This is a genomic window from Scandinavium lactucae, from assembly GCF_033843265.1.
GTDB classification, from domain to species: Bacteria; Pseudomonadota; Gammaproteobacteria; order Enterobacterales; family Enterobacteriaceae; genus Scandinavium; species Scandinavium lactucae.
Map to the genome: position 1 here is coordinate 314,654 of NZ_JAWXRD010000002.1, position 24,351 is coordinate 339,004.

Below are 24,351 nucleotides of genomic sequence, written 5' to 3' on the forward strand. Positions count from 1 at the left end.
GTCGCTTGTGCGAAAGTATCGCCTGAGATATACGGAAGGAATAGTGAATGAATGATATTTATTGTTCCGGGTTTATTTAAGGACAGGCGATGCGCCAACTCAACCGACTGAATCAGTTCCAGCGCCTGTGGCAGCCTTCCGCAGGTGCGCCGCAGCAGATAACCGTCGCCGAACTGGCGGAACGGTGCTTTTGCAGCGAGCGACACGTTCGCACGCTGCTGCGTCAGGCCCAGGATGCGGGCTGGCTAAACTGGCAGGCGCAGTCCGGGCGCGGAAAACGTGGCACATTGACCTTTTATGTCACCCCCGACAGCCTGCGAAATGAGATGATGGAGCAGGCGCTGACGCTCGGACAGCAGCAAAATGCGCTGGAGCTGGCCCAACTGGCGGCCCCCGAGTTGCGGGCGCTGCTACACCCCTTTCTCGGTGGTCAATGGCAGAACAACACCCCGACGTTGCGCATTCCTTACTATCGCCCACTCGAGCCCCTGCATCCTGGTTTTTTACCCGGGCGCGCCGAACAGCATTTGGCCGGGCAGGTTTTCTCTGGCCTGACCCGCTTCTCTCAAAACCACGATGAGCCTGTGGGGGATTTGGCCCATCACTGGGAGGTGTCGGCCGACGGTTTGCGTTGGTATTTTTACATTCGCTCCACGCTGCACTGGCACAATGGCGATCCGGTTGATACCGTGCAGCTTCATCAACGTCTCGACATGCTACTGCGCTTGCCCGCCCTGCGGACGCTGTTCGCCAGCGTGCAACGGATTGACGTCACGCACGCCCAGTGTCTGACCTTTACGCTGGTTAAACCGGACTACTGGCTCGCGCACCGTCTGGCCAGCTATTGCAGCGTGCTGGCGCATCCGGATAACCCGACGCTCGGCACCGGGCCTTTCCGATTGAAAATCTTTGAGCCGGAGCTGGTGCGCCTCGAAAGCCACAGCCGCTATCACCTGAGCCACCCGCTGTTGCAAACCATCGAATACTGGATAACGCCGCAGCTGTTTGAGCAGGATTTAGGCACCAGCTGCCGTCATCCGGTTCAGCTGGCGATTGGCGAAGCGGACGACCTGCGAAAATTGCGCCTGGTCAGCAACAGTATCAGCCTCGGCTTTTGCTATCTGACACTGCGTAAAAGCCCGCGTCTGACAACTGCCCAAGCACAAAAGCTGATTGCGCTGATTCACCGCAGTCCCCTAATGCAAACCCTGCCGCTGGATGAAAACCTGATCACCCCCAGCCATGAACTGCTGCCAGGCTGGCGCATTCCGTTGGCAGAAGATACGTCGACGGTCACCTTCCCCCCTGCCCTGACACTTATTTATCATCTGCCGGTGGAACTCCACACCATGGCTGAACAGCTCCGCCAGGCGCTGGCGGAAAAGGGCTGCGAACTGACGGTCATTTTCCACGATGCCAAAACCTGGGACAACTGCCCGGATCTGGCGAAGGCCGATGTGATAATGGGAGACAGGCTGATAGGCGATACGCCTGAATACACACTCGAGCAGTGGTTGCGCTGCGATCCTCTTTGGCCGCACACCCTCAGTGCCGCGCAGTACGCCCATCTTCAGGCCACGCTCGACGCGGTTCAGTCGCAGAAAAACACGGCTTCGCGCCATGCCGCCTTACAAAACGTCTTTCATCATCTAATGGAAAATGCCGTGCTGACGCCGTTGTTTAACTATCAGTACAAAATCAGTGCCCCACCGGGCGTGAACGGTATTCGCCTGAACGCCCGTGGCTGGTTTGATTTTACGGAGGCCTGGCTGCCCGCGTCGTCCCACGCATAAAGCATGTCTTGTAGCTGGTCGACGTCGTCCGCAGGCGCTACCATAGTGTTTTCTTAAACATTGACAGGATTTGCTATGAAACGCGCCGTTGTGGTCTTTAGCGGAGGCCAGGACTCTACGACTTGCCTGGTTCAGGCTTTACAGCAGTATGACGAAGTGCACTGCGTGACGTTTGATTATGGCCAGCGCCATCGCGCGGAGATTGATGTGGCGCGTGAACTGGCGCTGAAACTCGGCGCACGGGCGCATAAGGTGCTGGACGTGACGCTGTTGAATGAACTGGCGGTGAGCAGCCTGACCCGCGACAGCATTCCGGTTCCTGACTATGAACCTGAGGCCAACGGCATTCCAAATACCTTTGTGCCGGGCCGTAACATTCTGTTCTTAACCCTGACCGCGATTTACGCTTATCAGGTTAAAGCGGAAGCGGTGATCACCGGCGTGTGTGAGACCGACTTCTCCGGCTACCCGGACTGCCGCGATGAGTTTGTTAAAGCACTCAACCATGCGGTCAACCTGGGCATGGCGAAAGATATCCGCTTCGAAACGCCGCTGATGTGGCTTGATAAAGCACAAACGTGGGCGCTCGCCGATTACTGGGGTCATCTTGACAGGGTTCGCAGCGAAACCCTCACCTGCTACAACGGCATTAAAGGCGACGGCTGTGGGCATTGCGCGGCCTGTTCCCTGCGGGCCAACGGCCTGAACCATTACCTGGCGGATAAAGCTGGGGTGATGGCCGCCATGAAGGCGAAAACCGGTCTGAAATAAAGGCGCTACCCCGGCGGCGAATGGCTGGCCGGGGTTATCATGATGGTTACTCGACCATCGCTTCCAGGTGTTCCCGCAGTTCCCCTTCCAGCGCCAGTGCTTTTTGCGTTTTCAAATCAATACAGACAAAGGTGATCAGCGCGTCTGCCACCACCTGGCCTTCAGGCTCCAGCGTCACCACCTGACTCAGTACGCCGCTTTTCCCGTTAAGTTGCTGCACTTTGCTGGTCACCGTCAGCAGGTCACCCAGCACCGCCGGACGGCGATAGTTGATGTTGATATTCACCACCACAAACGCGATGTGATGACTGCTCATCCACTGAAAACCCTCACTGCTTTCCAGCCCATCCCAACGGGCTTCTTCGAGGAACTCGAGGTAGCGAGCGTTATTAACGTGTTGATAAACATCCAGGTGATATCCACGAACTTTAATTTGGGTCTGCATAGCGCCATAGCCTTTGTTATTTATAGAGTCAGAGGTCGCACACTGGTACGACCTCTTTAGTCTGGCATTTTTTTGCTACTGTGCAAACTTCCCGTGCGGTCAGAGCATCAGATGTGAAAGATTTCTTTCGACCAATGCGCCGCCCATGCCGGGCACCTGGCGGAGATCGTCAAGGGTTTTGAACGGGCCATACTCTTCGCGATAGCTGACGATAGCCTGCGCTTTTTTAAGGCCGACGCCATTCATTGCCTGAGCCAGTTCCTCAGCGCTGGCGCTGTTGATGCTGACCTTGTCGCCAGAGTTTTTGTCCTGAGGAAGGGAGGCGCTGCTTTTGTCAGTTGCAGCCGGTGGCGTTGCCGTGGTTTTCGATTCCGCCTGCGCTTTGCCTGAAGAGGTTGCCGCATATGCGTGTGAGCCGAGCCCGGTAAAGGCGACGGTAAGAACGAGTAGTAATGTTTTGATTCCTGATTTCATGCTGTTATCTCCTTGTTGGTTGACAGCGAAGCCACCTTATCCAGCCGGAGTTAACAGTACAAAAGGCAAAGATCAAAATTGGAAAAGGCCGCGAGAGCGGCCTTTAAATATTGCAGTGCGTTACGAAAATCTGCGAGCGTGCTCGACGTTATTGCTGTTGTTCCGCAATATTGCCCAGCTTGATTTTCGCTTCTTTGCGCAGGTTCGCCATCAGCGCTTCGAAAGCCACCTGAGCGTTATTTTGGGTAATACCCTGTACCATCGCTTTCTTCTGTGCTTCCGGCATGGTGCCTTCTTTCACTTCGTCCAGCGACAGCAGAACTACGTTGCCCTGCATATCCGCCCCGATGCCGTAGCTCGGTTTGTCTTTCTGCGGCAGTGGCAGCGTGAACGCGGTCTGGCTCAGCGGATCCTGACCCGTACGGCTCAGAGTTTTCGCCTCACCGAAGCTCAGGTTTGCGGCTTTCATCGCCTCATCACCTTTACCCGCTTTCAGGGAGGTCAGCAGCTTTTCTGCGGTCACGTTCGCTTCCTGCACCGCTTTGGTGTGCTTCACGATGTCAGTCACCTGCGCTTTGACTTCAGCCAGCGGTTTCACGGATTCCGCTTTGTGCTCGCTGACACGCAGAACAAACGCACGATCGCCATCAACGGTAATGATGTCGGAGTTGCTACCTGGCGTGCCGTTTTGCCCGACCAGACCACCGTTAAAGATGGCATCAGAAACCGGTTTGAAATTCAGCTCTTCCGGCAGATTGTCGTGACCAAACCAGCCGGTCTCAACCACTTTGATACCGGAAACCTGGGATGCACCTGCCAACGATTCGTTATCGTTGCTGGCGGCATCACTCACTTTCTGCTGCATCGCATAGTACGCGTCCAGCGCTTTTTCCTGCTTCACTTTCGCGGCGATTTGATCGTGAACTTCAGCCAGCGGTTTCACTTTAGCGGCTTCGTTGTCATCAAGACGCGCCACCAGGAAACCCACAGAAGATTTGATAACGCCCGACAGTTGGCCTTTCTCTTTCAGGCCCGCATTTTTCAGCTCATCCGGCGTGGTGGATGCTTCCAGCCAGCCCATGTCGCCGCCGTTTTTGGCAGAGATAATGTCAGTGGATTTCGCTTTTGCTACGTCAGCAAAGTTCGCGCCTTTGTTGATTTCATCCAGTGCCGCTTTCGCTTCAGCTTCGGTTTTGGTCTGAATCACACTGTAACGTACGCGCTGTGGCTGAGTGTACTGATCCTGATGCTGATCGTAGTAGGACTGGATCTCGCTATCAGAAGCTGTTTCCTGCAAGCTTGCAGCATCCATTTTGATGTAGCTGATGCGGAACTGCTCCGGCGCGACGAACTGGTTTTTATGCTGCTCGTAGTAGCTGGTGATTTCCTGATCGCTCACCTGCTGCTTGGCAGACAGCGCGTTCACATCTAGGGTCGCTTCACGCACGATGCGCTGCTGAGAAACCAGCGCGGCCAGCTCGTCGGTCTCGCCCGGTAGCATGAATTCAGACCCGACGATGGCGTTAATCAGCTGCTGGGTGACCAGCTGATTGCGCAGCGCCTGAGCGTACTGGTCCGTCGTCATACCCATTTGGCCAACGATACCGCTGAAACGCTGGTTATCGAATTTACCGTTCGCCTGGAACGCCTGAGTTTTGAAGATTGCGTCTTTCACCTGCGCATCGCTGATGCCCAGATTGAGGTGTTTCGCGTACTGGTCGAGCAGAGATTCGTCAATAAGACGGTTGAGAACCTGCTGACGCATGGTTTTCATGTAGTTTTCGTTGGAAGCCAGCTCAGAGAACTGATCGCCCAACTGCTGCTGCTGGCGATTTCGTTCGCTGGCAACGGCATTTTCATACTGTGCACGGCCAATTTCCTGACCATTCACTTTCGCGGCGTAATCTGCGTTACCGCCAATCAGGTAGCTGCTCACGCCGGTCAAAATGAACGACACGATAATGATACCGAAAATAATCTTGAGTACGACGCTATTCGCAGCCGTACGTAAGGAGTCCATCATGGTGTAACAACGCTCCGCTGTAAGTGACTATATACCTCGCACAGCATAGCATGAGAGCCGCCGCGCGTGAGGGCGTATTGTGACAGGAAACCAGTCTATTTGTCAGTCTACTACGCGCCTAAAGTCGCATAAAGTCAGGCTGGAGGAATAAAAAAAGGCACATCTTTTGATGCGCCCTTGTACTTTGTCACATTCCCGGGGAGGGAAAGCGATCAGTTTACCGCGTCTTTCAGTGCTTTACCTGCACGGAAACCCGGCACTTTGGCAGCGGCGATGGTGATCTCTTTACCTGTCTGCGGGTTGCGACCAGTACGGGCAGCACGCTCTTTAACAGCAAAAGTACCAAAACCAACCAGTGCAACGTCATCTCCAGCCTGCAGAGACTCGGTAACGGAAGCGATTAAAGCGTCTAACGCACGTCCAGCGGCAGCTTTAGAGATATCCGCACCTGCAGCAATTTTGTCAATCAGTTGAGATTTATTCACTATTCTCTTCCTCTCTTTATAATTTATATCGCACTGGAATCCTTCGCAATGCGACGGCGCAGCAGTTATATCAGGAGTGTCATGCCCTTACAACACCCGTTGTCTATGACATACCCAACCAGCAATCTAAATTAGCTATACAAAAAAAGGCTGGCAAGTGCGAAATCACCTGCCAGCCCTGTTTTTATTAACGCTCTTTGCGCGAAGTCACTATTTTGCGGTCACAACCTGCATGCCATAAGGCGCATTTTGCAGCGCGAGCGCCAGAACTTCCTCAATTCGCTTAACCGGATGGATATCCAGGTCGGCGATCACGTTATCCGGAATTTCTTCAAGATCGCGTTTATTTTCGTCAGGAATCAGAACTGTCTTAATCCCACCGCGGTGAGCCGCCAGCAGTTTTTCCTTCAGACCGCCGATCGGCAGAACCTGACCACGCAGCGTAATTTCGCCGGTCATGGCGACATCAGCGCGTACCGGGTTACCGGTCAGACAAGATACCAGCGCGGTACACATCGCAATACCCGCACTTGGGCCATCTTTCGGCGTTGCCCCTTCCGGTACGTGAACGTGGATGTCGCGTTTTTCATAGAAGTCGCCGTTGATGCCGAGCTTCTCTGCACGCGCACGTACCACGGTCAGCGCTGCCTGAATGGATTCCTGCATCACTTCACCCAGCGAGCCGGTATAGGTCAGTTTGCCTTTCCCCGGAACGCAGGCGGTTTCGATGGTCAACAGGTCGCCGCCCACCTCAGTCCACGCCAGACCGGTCACCTGACCCACGCGGTTTTCGCTGTCTGCACGACCGTAATCGAAGCGCTGTACACCGAGATAGTCATGGAGATTGTCACCATTGATCTCAATGTGTTTCAGCGTTTTGTCCAGCAGCAGCTGTTTAACCGCTTTGCGGCACAGTTTGGAGATTTCACGTTCCAGACTACGCACCCCGGCTTCACGCGTGTAGTAACGAATGATGCTGATAATCGCGCTATCGTCGACCGTAATTTCACTTGGTTTCAGCGCGTTACGCTCAATCTGTTTTGACAACAGATGACGTTTGGCAATGTTCAGCTTCTCATCTTCGGTGTAACCGGAGAGACGAATCACTTCCATACGATCCAGCAGCGGTGCCGGAATGTTCATGGAGTTAGACGTCGCGACAAACATCACGTCACTGAGGTCGTAATCGACTTCCAGATAGTGATCGTTGAACGCCACGTTCTGTTCTGGATCAAGCACTTCCAGCAGAGCCGATGCCGGGTCGCCGCGCATGTCGGACGACATTTTGTCGATTTCATCCAGCAGGAAAAGCGGGTTTTTAACGCCTACTTTCGCCATTTTTTGGATGAGTTTGCCCGGCATAGAACCGATGTAAGTCCGGCGGTGACCGCGAATTTCCGCTTCGTCACGCACGCCGCCCAACGCCATACGGATGTATTTACGTCCGGTAGCTTTGGCAATCGACTGACCCAGAGAGGTTTTACCCACCCCTGGAGGCCCAACCAGGCACAGAATCGGCCCTTTGAGCTTGTTCACGCGGCTCTGTACTGCGAGATACTCAAGAATGCGGTCTTTCACGCGCTCCAGACCGTAGTGGTCGGTATCGAGGATCTCTTGCGCCTGACGCAGGTCTTTTTTGACTTTGCTACGTGCGGTCCATGGAACCTGCACCATCCAGTCAATATAGCCACGCACGACGGTTGCTTCAGCAGACATCGGCGACATCATTTTCAGCTTCTGCAGCTCAGCTTCAGCCTTCTCTTTTGCCTCTTTCGGCATTTTAGAGGCGTCAATTTTACGCTTCAGCGCTTCGTTTTCGTCCGGCGCATCGTCCATCTCGCCGAGTTCTTTCTGAATAGCCTTCATTTGCTCATTCAGATAGTACTCACGCTGGGATTTCTCCATCTGCTTTTTAACGCGGTTGCGAATGCGTTTCTCAACCTGCAGCAGATCGATTTCCGATTCCATCATCGCCATCAGGTATTCCAGACGTTCGTTGATGTCGGACATTTCCAGCACAGACTGCTTATCAGACAGCTTGAGCGGCATGTGTGCGGCGATGGTGTCCGCCAGACGTGCAGGATCGTCGATGCTATTCAGCGACGTCAGCACTTCCGGTGGGATTTTCTTGTTGAGCTTGATATAGCCTTCAAACTGGCTAATGGCCGTGCGGACCAATACTTCCTGCTCACGCTCGTCGATAGCCGGAGACTCAAGGTATTCCGCTTTCGCCGAGAAATGTTCCCCGTCGTCAGACAGCGCGGAAATACGCGCACGCTGCAGGCCCTCGACCAACACTTTAACGGTGCCGTCAGGGAGTTTCAGCATCTGCAAAATAGAGGCCACGGTCCCGACGGTGAAAAGATCGTTTACACCCGGCTCATCCGTTGACGCGTCTTTCTGAGCAACCAGCATGATTTTTTTATCATGGTCCATGGCCGCTTCCAGACAACGGATAGATTTTTCCCGCCCTACAAATAAGGGAATGACCATATGCGGATAAACCACCACATCGCGCAACGGCAATACGGGGATTTCAATGCGTTCAGAACGCTCAGGATTCATAGAGCTCTCTCTTAGTTTAATGTCCGCCAGGTAGTCAATGGCGACACTGTGCTTCACGCCATCGTTAACATGTAATCCAGTATATGGGGATGTTTCCCACACATTCAACGGCAGGAATACAGGAAAAGTAAAAGGGGGATAAAATATCCCCCTTTTAGTTAAATGACTGAGTGAATTGGTTAATTATTCACCAGAAGCCTGCTGAGTTTCGGTCGCACCGTAAATCAGCAGCGGCTTGGTTTGCCCTTCGATGACGGACTCGTCGATAACCACTTTCTCAACATCTTCCATAGATGGAAGGTCGTACATGGTATCAAGCAGTGCCGCTTCGACAATGGAACGCAGACCACGGGCACCGGTTTTACGGGCCATCGCTTTGCGCGCAATCGCATCCAGCGCTTCGTCACGGAACTCTAAATCCACCCCTTCAAGGCTGAACAGCGCCTGGTACTGCTTGGTCAGCGCATTTTTCGGCTCTTTCAGGATCTGAATCAGCGCGTCTTCGCTCAGTTCATTGAGGGTAGCAACGACCGGCAGACGACCGATGAATTCAGGGATCAGACCAAATTTGATCAGGTCACCCGGTTCAACCTGCTCCAGCAGTTCGCCTTCGTTGGCTTTTTCGGATTTCGCTTTCACCGTCGCGCCAAAACCAATACCAGAACCGGTTTCTACGCGGTTGGCGATCACTTTATCGAGACCGGCAAACGCACCGCCACAGATAAAGAGGATCTTCGAGGTATCAACCTGCAGGAATTCCTGCTGCGGATGCTTACGGCCACCCTGCGGTGGAACCGCAGCAACGGTGCCTTCGATAAGCTTCAGCAGGGCCTGCTGTACACCTTCGCCTGACACGTCACGGGTAATCGATGGGTTATCCGATTTACGGGAAATTTTGTCGATTTCATCGATGTAAACAATCCCGCGCTGCGCTTTCTGTACGTCGTAATCACACTTCTGCAGCAGTTTCTGGATGATGTTTTCTACATCTTCACCGACATAACCGGCTTCGGTCAGCGTGGTGGCATCGGCCATCGTGAACGGGACGTCCAGCAAGCGTGCCAGCGTTTCCGCCAGCAGCGTTTTACCGGAACCGGTCGGGCCGATCAGCAGAATGTTACTTTTGCCGAGCTCAACGCCGTTGCTGGTATCGCCGTTACGCAGGCGTTTGTAGTGGTTGTATACCGCGACAGCCAGCACTTTTTTCGCCCGTTCCTGACCGATAACGTAATCGTCCAGGTGATGGCGGATTTCATGCGGCGTCGGCAGAGCACTACGTTCACGATGCGGGGCCACTTCTTTAATTTCTTCGCGAATGATGTCGTTACATAAGTCAACGCATTCGTCGCAGATATACACGGACGGCCCGGCGATCAGCTTACGCACTTCGTGCTGGCTTTTGCCGCAAAAAGAGCAATACAACAGTTTGCCTGAACCATCTTTGCGTTTATCTGTCATGAGTCCAAACCTCTTTCTAAGTTCTTTGTGCCGCACATGACGACGCAAATGCCAGTTTTAACGGAATGCCGCCACCTTCAGTATAGCGGCACTCGACGTAGTGGCATTATTTACGATGGGTCAAAATGGAGTCGACCAGACCGTACTCAACTGCTTCAGAAGCAGCAAGGAAGCGGTCACGCTCGGTGTCGCGCTCAATCTGCTCAAGAGATTGACCCGTGTGTTGCGCCATAAGTTCATTCATGCGCGCTTTAACTTTCAGGATTTCTCGGGCGTGGATTTCGATATCCGTCGCCTGACCCTGGTAGCCGCCTAACGGCTGGTGAATCATCACGCGGGAGTTCGGCAGGCAGAAACGCTTGCCCTTCGCCCCTGCGGTCAACAGGAATGCACCCATTGAACATGCCTGCCCCATACAAATGGTGCTGACATCTGGCTTGATGAATTGCATGGTGTCATAGATTGACATCCCAGCAGTGATAACGCCGCCCGGCGAGTTGATGTACAGATAAATGTCTTTTTCCGGGTTTTCCGCTTCCAGAAACAGCATCTGCGCCACAATCAGGTTCGCCATGTGGTCTTCCACCTGGCCGGTCAGAAAGATAACGCGCTCCTTGAGCAGACGGGAGTAGATATCAAAAGAACGTTCACCGCGTGAGGTCTGTTCGATGACCATTGGCACCAGGGCCATATGGGGTGCAAAGTTATCTCGTTCGCCACTGTATGACATGTCCGTCTCCTGGATATAAAGTGAAAAGACCTGCTGTACTGATTGTAACCTTGCGGACGGATCGTCAGCCAGTCAATGTAATGCTATCCCTTGTTATGGGGATCAAACTACCCTATTTCAAGCATAACAATATTTTGCTGTTACGCTAACACCGAAACGCCGTTTTGGCACGTATCGTCCTCTATTACAGCAATAAAAAAACCCGTTACCATAGGGCAACGGGTTTTTCGCTCAAACTTTAAACCGTGAGGGCGTTAATTACGCCTGCTGGTTCATCAGTTCGTTGAAAGAAGTCGCTTTTTCAGACACTTTCGCTTTGTTCAGAACGGCTTCAACAGCCTGCTCTTCCAGAGCTACGTTGCGCATGTTGTCCATCAGCTCTTTGTTTTTGCTGTAGAACTCGATAACTTCTTTCGGATCTTCGTACGCAGAAGCCATCTCTTCGATCAGGCCTTTAACGCGGTCTTCGTCAGCTTTCAGCTCGTTGGTGCGAATCACTTCGCCCAGCAGCAGACCAACGACAACGCGGCGTTTAGCCTGCTCTTCGAACAGCTCGCGTGGCAGTTCCATAGCCTGTTTGGCGTTGCCACCAAAACGCTGTGCAGCCTGCTGACGCAGTACGTCGATTTCGCCGTCGATCAGGGCCGCAGGAACGTCGATGTTGTTGGCGTTAACCAGACCTTCGATCGCCTGAGACTTGATGCGGTTTTTCACAGCGCCTTTCAGCTCGCGTTCCATGTTTTTACGCACTTCAGCGCGCAGACCGGCAACAGAACCATCTTCCACGCCGAAACGTTTGATGAATTCTTCAGTCAGTTCTGGCAGCTCACGCTCTTCCACTTTCTTCAAGTTGATGACGAATTTCGCCGCTTTACCTTTCAGGTTTTCAGCGTGGTACTCTTCAGGGAAGGTCACGTCGATGGTGAACTCTTCGCCTGCTTTGTGGCCTTTGATACCGTCTTCAAAGCCTGGGATCATACGACCCTGGCCCATTGCCAGTACGAAATCGGTCGCTTTGCCGCCTTCGAACTCTTCACCATCAACGGAACCGGAGAAGTCAACGGTCACGCGATCTTCATCAGCTACAGCGCCGTCTTTATCTTTCCAGGTCGCCTGCTGCTTGCGCAGAGTGTCCAGCATGCCGTCAACGTCAGTGTCGGTCACTTCAACAACCGGTTTTTCAACTTCGATAGCGTCCAGACCCTGCAGCTCAACTTCTGGGTACACTTCGAACTCCACAGAGTAAGTGAAGTCTTCACCCTGTTTGTACTCGCCCGGAACATAGGTCGGGGAGCCTGCTGGATTGATTTTCTCTTTGATGATCGCATCAACGAAGTTGCGGCTCATCAGGTCACCCAGCACGTCCTGGCGAACAGAAGCGCCATAACGCTGAGCAACAACATTCATCGGTACTTTCCCTTTACGGAAACCGTCGATGCGAACTTTTTTCGCTACGTTGACCAGCTCGCTTTTTACAGCGTTTTCGATGCTGTCAGCAGCGATAGTAATCGTTACACGGCGGCCAAGGCCCTGAGTGGTTTCAACTGAAACTTGCATCTTGTTACCTCAAAAAAATCACTAGTGCTCGGTCAACTCTGGAAGCACGTATCGATGGCTTCGCAGAACCGGGATGTTCGCTTCAATGCAGAAGTACATTCCCTGTTGCCAGAATCATCCCGAAGACATTCCGAAAATAAGACGCAGCATTATAGCGGCATCACAGTAGTGAGTCGAGAACGGGAATGACGCAGGGATGCGCCATTTTTCACAGTTTTGCGGTAATTTTGCCCCACAAAATGCGTGACTCGCTCAAAATCCGAACAAAACAAAACGGCCCGCAGGCCGTTTCTCATTTAATCTGTACGCAACATACTGGAAAAGTTCCGGCAGTTGCAAATGCGAATTTTACGCGATACTGCCTGCGCCGCGACATGGCGGGGAGGCAAAAACAGTATCCTGCAACCCTTCCCACTCCTTAACGGTGTAGGTGTGCAGCGCCAGCGCATGCACGGTAGTGGACAATTCAGCGGTTAAGGTGCCGTAAATCATTCGGTGACGGTTCAGAAAACGTTCTCCGGCAAAGCGATCGCTGACCAGCACCACTTTAAAATGACTTTCGGAGCCGGCCGGGACATTGTGGCGATAACTTTCGTCCACCACTTCGAGGAATAAGGGTTCAAAGGCTGCCCTTAATTTTTGTTCTATCTGTTCACGTATCATCATGAATTTACTCCTTCGACAACGCTGAGATGCCGCCCTTCCCTTTAAATGTTAGCCGCTTTTACCGTTTCCATTACATCAAGACAACAAAAATTTAGCTTTCGTCTTTTTTTCTCAGTCAAATGGATGAACTTTACGGACTCTTCTGTAGGATCCCTCTCAAAAAAGAGGTCGAAATCATACTTGCGTGCAGAAAACGCTCAACACGATGAATTTACATGCGTTGCCCACTTCCCCTCGCCGGTGGCAATGTTATGATGGCGGGAATTTTTCGCCCGTTGAACCACAGTGACGCTGAGAGTCTGAACATGTTAAAAAAAATCCTCTTCCCGTTGGTTGCGATGTTTATGTTGGCCGGTTGTGCCAAGCCGCAGACCACGATTGATGTTTCCCCCAAAATCACCCTGCCTTCACAGGATCCAAGTCTGATGGGTGTAACCGTCAGCATTAACGGCGCGGATCAGCGTCCGGACCAGGCGCTGGCGAAAGTGACCCGCGATAATCAGTTGGTGACCCTGACCGCTTCCCGTGACCTGCGCTTCCTGCTGCAGGAAGTGCTTGAGAAGCAGATGACCGCACGCGGCTACATGGTGGGACCTAACGGTGCCGTTGACCTGCAAATCATCGTTAACAATCTGTATGCCGACGTGACGCAGGGCAACGTGCGTTACAACATCGCGACCAAAGCCGACATCGCTATCATCGCTACCGCCAAAAACGGTAACAAGATGACCAAAAACTACCGCGCAAGCTATCAGGTTGAAGGGGCGTTCACCGCTAACAACCAGAACATTGCCAATGCGGTTAACAGCGTACTGACGGATACCATTTCCGATATGGCGCAGGACACCAGCGTCCACGACTTCATCAAACAGAACGCGCGTTAAGTTAATACTGACCCGGCCCTGCGCCGGGTCAGTTTTCAAAGCACATGCCTAATCACTACTTTCGTTTTTTCCAGCAACCCAAATCAGCCATTCTGCTGATACTCGGTTTCGCCTCCGGTTTACCGCTGGCACTGACCTCCGGCACGCTTCAGGCGTGGATGACGGTTGAGAATATCGATCTTAAAACCATTGGTTTCTTCTCCCTTGTCGGCCAGGCCTACGTCTTTAAATTCCTTTGGTCACCCATGATGGACCGCTATACGCCGCCATTTTTAGGGCGTCGTCGTGGTTGGTTGCTGACCACGCAGGTTCTGTTATTACTCTCCATCGCGGCGATGGGCTTCCTTGAACCCTCCTCGCAGCTGCGCTGGATGGCGGCACTCGCGGTCGTCATTGCCTTCTGCTCTGCTTCACAGGACATCGTCTTCGATGCCTGGAAAACCGACGTGCTTCCGCCGGAAGAGCGCGGCACTGGCGCGGCTATCAGCGTGCTCGGCTATCGTCTGGCTATGCTGGTGTCCGGTGGGCTGGCGCTGTGGCTGGCGGATCAGTGGCTGGGCTGGCAGGCCATGTACTGGCTGATGGCCGCCCTGATGATCCCGTGCATCATCGCCACCCTTTTCGCGCCTGAACCGAGCGACGTCATTCCCGCTCCCAAAACGCTGGAACAGGCGGTGGCCGAACCGCTGCGTGATTTCTTTGGCCGTAATAATGCGTGGCTGATTCTGCTGCTGATTGTCCTTTATAAGCTCGGCGATGCCTTTGCGATGAGCCTGACCACCACCTTCCTGATTAGAGGGGTCGGTTTTGACGCGGGTGAAGTCGGCGTGGTGAATAAAACGCTTGGGCTATTTGCCACCATCCTCGGGGCATTGTATGGCGGCGTGCTGATGCAACGTTTATCGTTGTTCCGGGCATTGCTGATATTCGGCATTTTGCAGGGCGCATCGAATGCCGGTTACTGGTTGCTGTCGATTACTGACAAAAGCATGCTGAGCATGGGCACCGCAGTCTTCTTCGAAAACCTGTGCGGTGGGATGGGGACATCGGCGTTTGTCGCCTTATTAATGACGCTGTGTAATAAGTCCTTCTCGGCGACGCAGTTTGCGTTGCTGTCGGCGCTCTCTGCAGTCGGTCGGGTGTACGTTGGGCCAATCGCAGGTTGGTTTGTTGAAGCCCATGGCTGGCCAACGTTCTATTTGTTCTCGGTGTTCGCCGCCATCCCAGGGCTGTTACTGCTGCTACTGTGTCGGCAAACGCTGGAATACACCTGGCAGAGTGAAAGCTTTATGCCACGCACCGAATTTAAAGCCGGGTATTCTGTGGCGTTGAAGATCCTCGGCATTGGCTGTTTGATTCTGGGTGTCTGGCTGCTGCTGCTAATTCTGAACGCGCTCGACCTGACCGCCTTCTCCTTCCTGACGGGCCTGCTCGAAATCGGTGCCCTGATAGCCATCTTCGGCATCGTTTTGGGTGGCGTTCTTGATGCGCTGGCATTACGGAAAACCCATCTGGCATGAACAAGAAATAATCGAACACGCCATTGTAGTTACTTCCAGTAATTATAACGGCGTTGTTTCATTCTTTTTTTCCGATTGTTATTTTGTGCGTTATATAAATTCGGAAATTACTGGCGCTTTTTGAATTTCGGCATATTTCCTTAACCGATTCAGCTACTGGCGGATTATTTTTTTGTTTTTGTCATGTCGTGAATTTGATAATTATTTGTTAATCATTTGTGCTTTTTTGGCATTGTTTATACTCATTCCCAGTGAAACCCTCTCATTCTTTCCCGTTTGGTTATAACCCCGGTGTAATGCGCTATCCGCCTGGATTTTGGACACAATCAGCAACATCTGTGACAGCCCCGGCAGAACCCGGTAACACCCCAAAGACACTTCCTCAATCATGTTTACAGTAATGTAACCTTCCCGTAAAATGCCCCCACACTTTAAACGCCACCAAATCCCGTGGAATTGAGGTCGTTACATGAGACTCAGGAAATACAATAAAAGTTTGGGATGGTTGTCATTAATCGCAGGCACTGTTTTACTCAGTGGCTGTGATTCTGCGCTACTTGACCCCAAAGGACAGATTGGACTGGAGCAACGCTCGCTGATACTGACGGCATTTGGCCTGATGTTAATCGTCGTGATTCCCGCCGTCTTAATGGCTGTTGGTTTCGCCTGGAAATACCGTGCGAGCAACAAAGATGCGAAGTATAGCCCTAACTGGTCACACTCCAATAAAGTGGAAGCTGTGGTCTGGACGGTGCCTATCCTTATCATCCTGTTCCTTGCTGTGCTGACCTGGAAAACCACTCACGCGCTTGAGCCTAGCAAACCGCTGGCCCATGACGAGAAGCCAATCACTATCGAAGTGGTTTCCATGGACTGGAAATGGTTCTTCATTTATCCGGAGCAGGGCATTGCGACCGTTAACGAAATCGCTTTCCCGGCGAACGTTCCGGTTCAGTTCAAAGTCACCTCCAATTCCGTGATGAACTCGTTCTTTATCCCGCGTCTGGGAAGCCAGATTTACGCGATGGCCGGTATGCAGACAAACCTGCATCTGATTGCCAACGAAGCGGGCACCTACGACGGTATCTCCGCCAGCTACAGTGGCAAGGGCTTCTCTGGTATGAAGTTCAAAGCAACTGCAACACCTGACCGCGCTACGTTCGACCAGTGGGTCGCGAAGGTGAAACAGTCTCAGAGCACCATGAACGATATGGACGCTTACGAGAAACTGGCTGCGCCGAGCGAGTACAACAAGGTGGAATATTTCTCCAGCGTGAAACCCGATTTGTTTAAAGACGTTATTAACAAATACATGGGTCACGGTCACATGGACATGAGCCAACCTGCCGGTGAGCACGCCTCACACGAAGGGATGGAAGGCATGGACATGAGCCACGCGGAAACCGCTCACTAAGGGGCCGAGGAAGAAAACGATGTTCGGAAAATTGACACTGGATGCAGTGCCCTACCATGAACCCATTATCGTGGTTACGGTGGCTGCAATTATCATCGGTGGTGCGGCCCTGCTGGGCCTGATCACTTACTTCGGTAAGTGGAGCTACCTTTGGAAAGAGTGGCTAACTTCGGTTGACCACAAAAAACTGGGCGTGATGTACTGCCTCGTCGGTATCGTGATGCTGATTCGTGGCTTCGCAGATGCCATCATGATGCGTAGCCAGCAGGTTCTTGCCTCGGCGGGTGAAGCCGGCTTCTTGCCACCTCACCACTACGATCAGATCTTTACCGCCCACGGCGTTATCATGATCTTCTTCGTAGCGATGCCATTGGTTATCGGCCTGATGAACGTGGTTGTTCCTCTGCAGATCGGCGCACGCGACGTTGCGTTCCCGTTCCTGAACAACCTCAGCTTCTGGTTCACCGTTGTCGGTGTGATTCTGGTTAACCTGTCTCTCGGTGTGGGCGAATTCGCACAGACCGGCTGGCTGGCCTATCCGCCGCTGTCAGGCATTGAGTACAGTCCCGGCGTCGGGGTAGATTACTGGATCTGGGCACTTCAGCTCTCCGGTATTGGTACTACGCTGACCGGTATCAACTTCTTCGTGACCATTATCAAGATGCGTGCGCCTGGCATGACCATGTTCAAGATGCCGGTATTTACCTGGGCCTCTCTGTGCGCAAACATCCTGATTATCGCTTCATTCCCGATCCTGACTGTCACCATCGCGCTGCTGACGCTTGACCGTTATCTCGGTACCCATTTCTTCACCAACGAAATGGGCGGCAACATGATGATGTACATCAACCTGATCTGGGCCTGGGGCCATCCGGAAGTGTACATTCTGGTTCTGCCCGTCTTCGGCGTGTTCTCTGAAGTTGCGGCAACCTTCTCGCGTAAGCGTCTGTTTGGTTACACCTCTCTGGTGTGGGCAACCGTGTGTATTACCGTTCTGTCGTTCATCGTTTGGCTGCACCACTTCTTCACTATGGGTGCGGGCGCGAACGTAAACGCCTTCTTCGGTATTGCCACCATGATTATCGCAATCCCTACCGGGGTTAAGATCTTCAACTGGCTGTTCACCATGTACCAGGGTCGTATCGTGTTCCACTCAGCGATGCTGTGGACCATCGGCTTTATCGTGACCTTCTCGGTCGGCGGTATGACCGGCGTTCTGCTGGCGGTGCCGGGTGCGGACTTCGTACTCCATAACAGTCTGTTCCTGATTGCCCACTTCCATAACGTAATCATTGGTGGTGTGGTGTTCGGTTGCTTCGCAGGGATCACCTACTGGTGGCCAAAAGCGTTCGGCTTCACGCTGAACGAAACCTGGGGCAAACGCGCATTCTGGTTCTGGATCATCGGCTTCTTCGTTGCATTTATGCCGCTGTACGTGCTTGGCTTCATGGGTATGACCCGTCGCCTGAGCCAGCAGATTGACCCGCAGTTCCACCCAATGCTGGTTGTGGCTGCGTGCGGTGCGGCGCTGATTGCCTGCGGTATCCTGTGTCAGCTGATTCAATACTACGTGTCTATTCGCGACCGCGAACAGAACCGTGACCTGACCGGTGACCCATGGGGTGGCCGTACGCTGGAGTGGGCAACCTCCTCTCCTCCGCCGTTCTACAACTTTGCCCACGTGCCGCACATTCATGAGCGTGACGCGTTCTGGGAAATGAAAGAGAAAGGCGAAGCGTACAAAAAACCGACTGGCTATGAAGAAATCCATATGCCGAAAAACAGCGGTGCAGGTATCGTCATTGCTGCCTTCGCAACAATATTCGGTTTTGCCATGATCTGGCATATCTGGTGGATGGCGATCGTTGGTTTCCTCGGCATCGTTATCAGCTGGATTGTGAAGAGCTTCGACGAGGACGTGGATTACTACGTACCTGTTGCAGAAATCGAGAAACTGGAAAACCAGCATTTCGATGAGATCTCCAAGGCAGGGCTGAAAAATGGCAACTGATACTTTAACTAACGCGCATGCCCACGCGCACGAACATGGGCATCACGATACAGGGCCGATGAAAGTCTTCGGCTTCTGGATCTACCTGATGAGCGACTGCGTTCTGTTCTCTATTCTGTTCGCGACCTATGCGGTGTTGGTTAACAACACCGCGGGTGGCCCGGCAGGTAAGGACATTTTTGAGCTGCCGTTTGTACTGGTCGAAACCGCCCTGCTCCTGTTCAGCTCCATTACTTATGGCATGGCGGCTATCGCCATGTATAAGAACAATAAAAGCCAGGTTATCTCCTGGCTGGCGCTGACCTGGCTGTTTGGTGCAGGCTTCATCGGGATGGAACTCTATGAATTCCATCACCTGATTGCCGAAGGCATGGGTCCGGATCGTAGTGGCTTCCTGTCCGCGTTCTTTGCGCTGGTCGGCACTCACGGTCTGCACGTGACCTCGGGTCTTATCTGGATGGCCGTTCTGATGTTCCAGATAAGCCGTCGCGGCCTGACCAGTACTAACCGTACCCGTATCCTGTGCCTGAGCTTGTTCTGGCACTTCCTGGACGTGGTGTGGATCTGTGTGTTCTCTGTAGTTTATCTGATGGGGGCGATGTAATGAGTCATTCAACCGATCACGGCGCATCCCACGGTAGCGTCAAAACCTACATGACAGGATTTATCCTGTCGATCATCCTGACGGCTATCCCGTTTGCGATGGTGATGAACGGATCTGCGTCCCACATGGCCATGATTGCCTGTGTCCTGGCGGCTGCGGTAGTTCAGATTGTGGTGCATCTGGTGTGCTTCCTGCACATGAACTCCAAGTCAGATGAGGGTTGGAATATGACGGCCTTCATCTTTACTGTGCTAATCATTGCGATTGTGGTGATAGGTTCAATCTGGATCATGTGGAACCTTAACTACAACATGATGGTTCGATAAGAGCGGCGAGTATGTTTAAGCAATACCTGCAAGTTACAAAACCTGGCATCATCTTCGGTAACCTGATCTCGGTGATCGGCGGTTTCCTGCTGGCTTCAAAAGGCAGCATCGACTATCCGCTGTTCGTTTATACCCTGGTCGGCGTGTCGCTGGTCGTTGCGTCCGGTTGTGTGTTTAACAACTACATCGACAGGGATATCGACAGGAAGATGGAACGGACCAAAAATCGGGTGCTGGTTAAAGGCCTGATTTCTCCGAACGTTTCGCTGGTGTATGCCACCTTGTTGGGTATTGCTGGCTTTATGCTCCTGTGGTTTGGTGCCAACCCGCTGGCGTGCTGGCTGGGCGTGATGGGCTTCGTGGTTTATGTTGGCGTTTACAGCCTGTACATGAAGCGCCATTCCGTTTACGGCACGCTGATTGGCTCACTCTCCGGCGCTGCGCCGCCGGTGATTGGCTACTGCGCGGTAACCGGTAACTTTGACAGCGGCGCGGCTATCCTGCTGGCTATTTTCAGCCTGTGGCAGATGCCGCACTCCTACGCCATCGCGATTTTCCGCTTTAAGGATTATCAGGCGGCTAACATCCCGGTACTGCCGGTTGTTAAGGGGATTTCCGTTGCCAAACACCACATCACGCTCTACATCATTGCATTTGCTGTTGCGACCCTGATGTTGTCCCTGGGCGGCTACGCCGGATATAAATATCTGGTAGTGGCTGCTGCGGTCAGCGTTTGGTGGCTCGGCATGGCGTTGCGTGGGTACAAAGTGGCTGACGACAGAGTCTGGGCGCGTAAGCTGTTCGTGTTCTCTATCGTGGCCATCACCTCACTGTCAGTAATGATGTCCGTCGACTTTATGGTGCCGGATTCACACCCTCTGCTGGCTTACGTCTGGTAAGTCATCACGGGGTTAAAAAGGGTGCTTCGGCACCCTTTTTTATTGCCAGATTCAATGCTTCTCGATGTAATATTTGTTAAACAACCGCTTGTTTACCCTGCCCTTCCCCGGCCTTACACTAAGCGCTGATTTTATCCTGAGGTGGAAATGAACGATTTTAAGATGACGCCAGGCGAATTGCGCGCGACCTGGGGTTTAGGGACCGTATTCTCTCTGCGCATGCTCGGCATGTTTATGGTTCTGCCCGTTCTGACTACTTACGGCATGGCGTTGCAAGGTGCCAGCGAAGCGCTGATTGGACTCGCTATCGGCATTTACGGGCTGGCCCAGGCGGTCTTCCAGATCCCATTCGGCCTGCTGTCTGACCGTATTGGCCGCAAGCCGCTGATTGTCGGCGGATTACTCATTTTTGTGCTCGGCAGCATGATCGCTGCCCTCTCAGATTCTATCTGGGGAATTATTCTAGGCCGTGCCTTACAAGGCTCCGGGGCGATTGCCGCCGCCGTTATGGCGCTGCTCTCTGACCTGACGCGTGAACAAAACCGTACCAAAGCGATGGCGTTTATCGGCGTCAGTTTCGGCGTCACCTTTGCTATCGCGATGGTACTCGGCCCGATAGTCACGCATAAGCTTGGCCTGCACGCGCTGTTCTGGATGATCTCCGGCCTGGCGACGCTCGGCATTCTGCTCACCATTTGGGTGGTGCCTGACAGCGAAAACCACGTTCTCAACCGCGAATCCGGGATGGTGAAAGGCTGTTTCAGTAAAGTGCTGATGGAGCCGCGTTTGCTGAAGCTAAACTTCGGCATTATGTGTCTGCACATTCTGCTGATGTCGACCTTTGTCGCCCTGCCCGGCCAGCTGGAAGCCGCTGGATTCCCGGCAGCAGAGCACTGGAAACTCTATCTGGTGACCATGCTTATTTCGTTTGTGTCGGTGGTGCCTTTCATCATCTACGCCGAAGTAAAGCGCCGCATGAAACGCGTGTTCCTGGTCTGCATCGCCATTATCCTGATAGCCGAAATCGTGCTCTGGGGAGCCGGGGCTTACTTCTGGGAACTAGTGGCGGGTGTGCAGCTGTTCTTCCTCGCCTTTAACCTGATGGAAGCCCTCCTGCCGTCGCTTATCAGCAAAGAATCTCCGGCGGGTTATAAGGGCACGGCGATGGGGATTTACTCCACCAGCCAGTTCCTCGGCGTGGCCATCGGAGGCTCACTGGGCGGCTGGCTCGACGGATTCTTTGATTCCCAGACGGTGTTCCTGATGGGCGCACTGCTCTCTACCCTCTGGCTACTGATTGCCATGACGATGCAGGAACCGCCTTACGTCAGCAGCCTGCGGGTAAGCATTCCGGATGATGTCGACGCCGATGAAAATCTGAAAGCGCGCCTGTTAGCAAAAGACGGGGTGAAAGAAGTGCTGGTTGTCGCCGCCGAACGCTCTGCCTACGTCAAAATTGACAGCAAAGTAACCAACCGCTTTGAAGTGGAACAGGCGGTCGCCGGGGCATAAAAAAGCGGGGTAATCCCCGCCAGGTGTCTCACGAAAAACCACCTTCATGCGAGGTGGTTTTTTTATTAATCGCGGAAGTTTTTGAACTGGAACGGCTGGCCTAAGTTGCCACCGCGTACCAGCGCCATCACGGCCTGCAGGTCATCGCGCGCTTTACCCGTGACACGAATTTCTTCGCCCTGGATCTGCGCCTGCACCTTCAGTTTGCTGTCTTTAATCAGCTTTACGATTTTCTTCTGAACGGCACTTTCAATGCCGGTTTTCAGCTTTCCTTCGACGAACCAGGTTTTGCCACTGTGGACAAACTCTTCCGGTACTTCGATGGAGTTACCTTCAATGCCGCGCTTGAGCAGCTTGGCGCGCAGGATATCCAGTAGCTGGTTAACCTGGAAATCAGACTCGCTCAGTACTTTGATGGTCTGGTTTTTTTCGTTCAGCTCAATGCTGGCCTCTACCCCGCGGAAGTCGAAACGCGACTCCACTTCACGGGCCGCATTATCGACCGCGTTTTTAGCTTCCTGAAGATCAACTTCAGAGACAATATCGAAAGATGGCATATTTTATTCTCCCTCTCTTTTTGTTGCGATGCATAATACCCGCAACGTTAAAGAACACAACCTGTTATCCCGGTGAGGTGACTGCGGACGTGCCGTCGGCGCTATAATAGTATCATAACGCCTGATCCCGCAGCAGGTGAGGAGGAACAATGAAGATAACCGTGCTCGGATGCGGTGCCCTGGGACAATTATGGCTGACCGCGCTGTACCGGCAAGGCCATGAAGTCCAGGGCTGGCTACGCGTGCCAGCCCCATGGTGCAGTGTGAATCTGCAAGAGACAGACGGGAGCGTCTTCAACGAACTGCTGACCGCCAACGATCCTGATTTTCTCGCCAGCAGCGATTTACTGTTGGTGACATTAAAAGCCTGGCAGGTTTCAACGGCGGTGAAAAATCTGGCGGCACGCCTGCCCGCTAGCAGCCCGATTCTGCTCATCCACAATGGAATGGGCACCCAGGAAGAGTTGCGCTCGCTTAAACAGCCGCTGCTGCTCGGAATGACCATTCAGGCCGCACGCCGCGATGGTAACCTGATTATTCATACCGCTAATGGCACCACGCACATTGGGCCCGCAAACACCCTCGCGCAGGAGTACAGCGCCCTGGCGGATACGCTGCACGCCGCGCTGCCAGAAGTCGCCTGGCATAACGATATCAACAACGCCAGTTGGCGTAAGCTGGCAGTGAACTGCGTCATCAACCCGCTGACCGCACTGTACGATTGCCCGAATGGCCAGCTGCGCGATCATCCTGAAGAAGTGACGCGCATCAGCACGGAAGTGGCGGCGGTGATGCAACGTGAAGGGCTGCACTCCAGCCCGGACGATTTAATTAAGTACGTCTGGCAGGTCATTGACAGCACCGCCAACAATATTTCATCGATGTTGCAGGACGTTCGTGCCCAGCGCCAGACGGAAATTGACTACATCAGTGGCTACCTGCTAAAGCGGGCCCGCGCCCACGGAATTGCCGTGCCGGAGAATGCCCGTCTGTTTGAACAGATTAAACGTAAGGAGAATACGTATGAGCGCATCAGCGCTGGTTTGTCTCGCCCCTGGGAGTGAAGAAATGGAAGCGGTGACCACCATCGATCTGCTGGTTCGCGGCGGTGTTAAGGTCACGACCGCCAGCGTCGCCAGCGATGGGGATTTGGTTATCACCTGTTCACGCGGCGTGAAACTGTTAGCCGATGCGCCGTTGGTACAGGTCGCTGATGGGGATTATGACGCGATTATTCTGCCGGGTGGTTTGAAAGGTGCCGAATGTTTCCGTGATAGTCCGCTACTGGTCGAAACGGTCAAACAGTTCCACCGCTCCGGCCGGATCGTGGCCACTATCTGTGCCGCCGCTGGAACCGTGCTTGTGCCACACGAGATCTTCCCTATCGGCAATATGACCGGTTATCCGGGGTTAAAAGAGACCATTCCGGACGATCAGTGGCAGGATAAGCGTGTGGTTTGGGATCCCCGCGTAAATCTGCTAACCAGCCAAGGGCCGGGCACCAGCATCGACTTCGGATTGAAGCTGATCGACCTACTGGTGAGCCGTGAAAAAGCCTGGGAAGTCTCTTCCCAATTGGTGATGGCCGCCGGAATTTACAACTACTACGAGTAACCCTTCGTCTTTTTTTCGTCGCCACGCCCGTGGCGGCGCTCAC

Annotated in this window: 22 protein-coding genes; 12 read left to right on the forward strand and 10 right to left on the reverse strand. The window is 53.2% G+C overall.

All coding sequences use genetic code 11. The annotated features are described in order from the left end of the window. The first annotated feature begins 89 nt into the window (after positions 1 to 89). The gene (locus SIK69_RS03455) at positions 90 to 1,793 is read left to right on the forward strand and encodes an SgrR family transcriptional regulator (RefSeq protein WP_319785412.1); all 1,704 of its coding nucleotides are present in this window, start codon (positions 90 to 92) and stop codon (positions 1,791 to 1,793) included. Between the two features lie 75 nt (positions 1,794 to 1,868). Continuing rightward, a complete protein-coding gene (queC, locus tag SIK69_RS03460) occupies positions 1,869 to 2,564 on the forward strand; it encodes a 7-cyano-7-deazaguanine synthase QueC (protein WP_319626713.1) in 696 nt (231 codons plus the stop codon). Positions 2,565 to 2,610: 46 nt separating this feature from the next. Here the strand turns inward: queC and SIK69_RS03465 are convergent, their stop codons facing one another. The 9 genes from SIK69_RS03465 to bolA all read right to left on the reverse strand — a co-directional run bounded on the left by SIK69_RS03465 (position 2,611) and on the right by bolA (position 12,967). Next, positions 2,611 to 3,009 (reverse strand): YbgC/FadM family acyl-CoA thioesterase, encoded by a 399-nt coding sequence (locus SIK69_RS03465; RefSeq protein ID WP_319785413.1) that lies wholly within the window; start codon positions 3,007 to 3,009, stop codon positions 2,611 to 2,613. A gap of 99 nt (positions 3,010 to 3,108) precedes the next feature. After that, complete coding sequence (locus SIK69_RS03470) at positions 3,109 to 3,483, reverse strand: helix-hairpin-helix domain-containing protein (protein WP_319785414.1); 375 nt, start codon at positions 3,481 to 3,483, stop codon at positions 3,109 to 3,111. A gap of 148 nt (positions 3,484 to 3,631) precedes the next feature. Further along, positions 3,632 to 5,506 carry a peptidylprolyl isomerase gene (ppiD, locus tag SIK69_RS03475; protein WP_319785415.1) on the reverse strand — a complete coding sequence of 625 codons (1,875 nt, stop codon included), beginning with the start codon at positions 5,504 to 5,506 and terminating at the stop codon, positions 3,632 to 3,634. 212 nt (positions 5,507 to 5,718) lie between these two features. Beyond that, positions 5,719 to 5,991, reverse strand: coding sequence for a nucleoid-associated protein HU-beta (gene hupB / locus SIK69_RS03480; protein ID WP_002444653.1), 273 nt, complete (start codon positions 5,989 to 5,991; stop codon positions 5,719 to 5,721). Between the two features lie 210 nt (positions 5,992 to 6,201). After that, positions 6,202 to 8,556, reverse strand: a complete 2,355-nt coding sequence (lon, locus tag SIK69_RS03485) for an endopeptidase La (RefSeq protein WP_319626709.1) — start codon at positions 8,554 to 8,556, stop codon at positions 6,202 to 6,204. 183 nt (positions 8,557 to 8,739) lie between these two features. After that, positions 8,740 to 10,014 (reverse strand): ATP-dependent protease ATP-binding subunit ClpX, encoded by a 1,275-nt coding sequence (clpX, locus tag SIK69_RS03490; RefSeq protein ID WP_319626708.1) that lies wholly within the window; start codon positions 10,012 to 10,014, stop codon positions 8,740 to 8,742. Positions 10,015 to 10,120: 106 nt separating this feature from the next. Further along, a complete protein-coding gene (gene clpP / locus SIK69_RS03495) occupies positions 10,121 to 10,744 on the reverse strand; it encodes an ATP-dependent Clp endopeptidase proteolytic subunit ClpP (RefSeq protein ID WP_110511663.1) in 624 nt (207 codons plus the stop codon). Between the two features lie 258 nt (positions 10,745 to 11,002). Beyond that, positions 11,003 to 12,301, reverse strand: coding sequence for a trigger factor (gene tig, locus SIK69_RS03500; RefSeq protein WP_319626707.1), 1,299 nt, complete (start codon positions 12,299 to 12,301; stop codon positions 11,003 to 11,005). 348 nt (positions 12,302 to 12,649) lie between these two features. Next, positions 12,650 to 12,967 carry a transcriptional regulator BolA gene (gene bolA, locus SIK69_RS03505; protein WP_319626706.1) on the reverse strand — a complete coding sequence of 106 codons (318 nt, stop codon included), beginning with the start codon at positions 12,965 to 12,967 and terminating at the stop codon, positions 12,650 to 12,652. Positions 12,968 to 13,272: 305 nt separating this feature from the next. Between bolA and SIK69_RS03510 the strand changes: the two genes are divergently transcribed. The 8 genes from SIK69_RS03510 (at position 13,273) to SIK69_RS03545 (ending at position 22,137) form a co-directional block, all read left to right on the forward strand. Continuing rightward, positions 13,273 to 13,851: a lipoprotein gene (locus SIK69_RS03510; protein ID WP_319626705.1), complete on the forward strand. Its 579-nt coding sequence runs from the start codon at positions 13,273 to 13,275 to the stop codon at positions 13,849 to 13,851. Positions 13,852 to 13,895: 44 nt separating this feature from the next. Continuing rightward, complete coding sequence (ampG, locus tag SIK69_RS03515; protein WP_319626704.1) at positions 13,896 to 15,371, forward strand: muropeptide MFS transporter AmpG; 1,476 nt, start codon at positions 13,896 to 13,898, stop codon at positions 15,369 to 15,371. A 469-nt stretch (positions 15,372 to 15,840) separates the two neighbouring features. Next, positions 15,841 to 16,785 (forward strand): cytochrome o ubiquinol oxidase subunit II, encoded by a 945-nt coding sequence (gene cyoA, locus SIK69_RS03520; RefSeq protein ID WP_319626703.1) that lies wholly within the window; start codon positions 15,841 to 15,843, stop codon positions 16,783 to 16,785. Between the two features lie 19 nt (positions 16,786 to 16,804). After that, positions 16,805 to 18,796, forward strand: a complete 1,992-nt coding sequence (cyoB, locus tag SIK69_RS03525) for a cytochrome o ubiquinol oxidase subunit I (protein ID WP_319626702.1) — start codon at positions 16,805 to 16,807, stop codon at positions 18,794 to 18,796. Then, positions 18,786 to 19,400, forward strand: a complete 615-nt coding sequence (locus tag SIK69_RS03530) for a cytochrome o ubiquinol oxidase subunit III (protein WP_319626701.1) — start codon at positions 18,786 to 18,788, stop codon at positions 19,398 to 19,400. Before cyoB ends, SIK69_RS03530 begins: the two co-directional genes overlap by 11 nt. Beyond that, positions 19,400 to 19,726: a cytochrome o ubiquinol oxidase subunit IV gene (locus SIK69_RS03535; RefSeq protein WP_319785416.1), complete on the forward strand. Its 327-nt coding sequence runs from the start codon at positions 19,400 to 19,402 to the stop codon at positions 19,724 to 19,726. Before SIK69_RS03530 ends, SIK69_RS03535 begins: the two co-directional genes overlap by 1 nt. Before the next feature lie 11 nt (positions 19,727 to 19,737). Then, entirely contained in the window at positions 19,738 to 20,625 is an 888-nt protein-coding gene (gene cyoE, locus SIK69_RS03540) for a heme o synthase (protein ID WP_319626699.1), read from the forward strand. Positions 20,626 to 20,772: 147 nt separating this feature from the next. After that, positions 20,773 to 22,137 (forward strand): MFS transporter, encoded by a 1,365-nt coding sequence (locus tag SIK69_RS03545; RefSeq protein WP_319626698.1) that lies wholly within the window; start codon positions 20,773 to 20,775, stop codon positions 22,135 to 22,137. 65 nt (positions 22,138 to 22,202) lie between these two features. Here SIK69_RS03545 and SIK69_RS03550 read toward each other — a convergent pair whose 3' ends face one another. After that, on the reverse strand, positions 22,203 to 22,694 hold the full coding sequence (locus SIK69_RS03550) for a YajQ family cyclic di-GMP-binding protein (RefSeq protein ID WP_319626697.1): 492 nt from the start codon (positions 22,692 to 22,694) through the stop codon (positions 22,203 to 22,205). 149 nt (positions 22,695 to 22,843) lie between these two features. Here SIK69_RS03550 and panE point away from each other — a divergent pair, with 149 nt between their 5' ends. Together panE and yajL are read left to right on the forward strand one after the other, a co-directional pair. Then, positions 22,844 to 23,758, forward strand: a complete 915-nt coding sequence (gene panE, locus SIK69_RS03555) for a 2-dehydropantoate 2-reductase (protein WP_319626696.1) — start codon at positions 22,844 to 22,846, stop codon at positions 23,756 to 23,758. Beyond that, positions 23,718 to 24,308: a protein deglycase YajL gene (gene yajL, locus SIK69_RS03560; RefSeq protein ID WP_319626695.1), complete on the forward strand. Its 591-nt coding sequence runs from the start codon at positions 23,718 to 23,720 to the stop codon at positions 24,306 to 24,308. The genes panE and yajL overlap by 41 nt, the downstream gene beginning before the upstream one ends. Positions 24,309 to 24,351 lie beyond the last annotated feature (43 nt).

Coding starts and splice junctions, on each gene's coding strand:
- SIK69_RS03535 (WP_319785416.1), top strand. CDS start 19,400: ATGAGTCATTCAACCGATCACGGCGCATCCCACGGTAGCGTCAAAACC.
- queC (WP_319626713.1), top strand. CDS start 1,869: ATGAAACGCGCCGTTGTGGTCTTTAGCGGAGGCCAGGACTCTACGACT.
- ppiD (WP_319785415.1), bottom strand. CDS start 5,506: ATGATGGACTCCTTACGTACGGCTGCGAATAGCGTCGTACTCAAGATT.
- SIK69_RS03550 (WP_319626697.1), bottom strand. CDS start 22,694: ATGCCATCTTTCGATATTGTCTCTGAAGTTGATCTTCAGGAAGCTAAA.
- clpX (WP_319626708.1), bottom strand. CDS start 10,014: ATGACAGATAAACGCAAAGATGGTTCAGGCAAACTGTTGTATTGCTCT.
- SIK69_RS03510 (WP_319626705.1), top strand. CDS start 13,273: ATGTTAAAAAAAATCCTCTTCCCGTTGGTTGCGATGTTTATGTTGGCC.
- bolA (WP_319626706.1), bottom strand. CDS start 12,967: ATGATGATACGTGAACAGATAGAACAAAAATTAAGGGCAGCCTTTGAA.
- SIK69_RS03465 (WP_319785413.1), bottom strand. CDS start 3,009: ATGCAGACCCAAATTAAAGTTCGTGGATATCACCTGGATGTTTATCAA.
- clpP (WP_110511663.1), bottom strand. CDS start 10,744: ATGTCATACAGTGGCGAACGAGATAACTTTGCACCCCATATGGCCCTG.
- SIK69_RS03530 (WP_319626701.1), top strand. CDS start 18,786: ATGGCAACTGATACTTTAACTAACGCGCATGCCCACGCGCACGAACAT.
- cyoB (WP_319626702.1), top strand. CDS start 16,805: ATGTTCGGAAAATTGACACTGGATGCAGTGCCCTACCATGAACCCATT.
- lon (WP_319626709.1), bottom strand. CDS start 8,556: ATGAATCCTGAGCGTTCTGAACGCATTGAAATCCCCGTATTGCCGTTG.
- cyoE (WP_319626699.1), top strand. CDS start 19,738: ATGTTTAAGCAATACCTGCAAGTTACAAAACCTGGCATCATCTTCGGT.
- SIK69_RS03545 (WP_319626698.1), top strand. CDS start 20,773: ATGAACGATTTTAAGATGACGCCAGGCGAATTGCGCGCGACCTGGGGT.
- ampG (WP_319626704.1), top strand. CDS start 13,896: ATGCCTAATCACTACTTTCGTTTTTTCCAGCAACCCAAATCAGCCATT.
- yajL (WP_319626695.1), top strand. CDS start 23,718: ATGAGCGCATCAGCGCTGGTTTGTCTCGCCCCTGGGAGTGAAGAAATG.
- tig (WP_319626707.1), bottom strand. CDS start 12,301: ATGCAAGTTTCAGTTGAAACCACTCAGGGCCTTGGCCGCCGTGTAACG.
- SIK69_RS03455 (WP_319785412.1), top strand. CDS start 90: ATGCGCCAACTCAACCGACTGAATCAGTTCCAGCGCCTGTGGCAGCCT.
- panE (WP_319626696.1), top strand. CDS start 22,844: ATGAAGATAACCGTGCTCGGATGCGGTGCCCTGGGACAATTATGGCTG.
- cyoA (WP_319626703.1), top strand. CDS start 15,841: ATGAGACTCAGGAAATACAATAAAAGTTTGGGATGGTTGTCATTAATC.
- SIK69_RS03470 (WP_319785414.1), bottom strand. CDS start 3,483: ATGAAATCAGGAATCAAAACATTACTACTCGTTCTTACCGTCGCCTTT.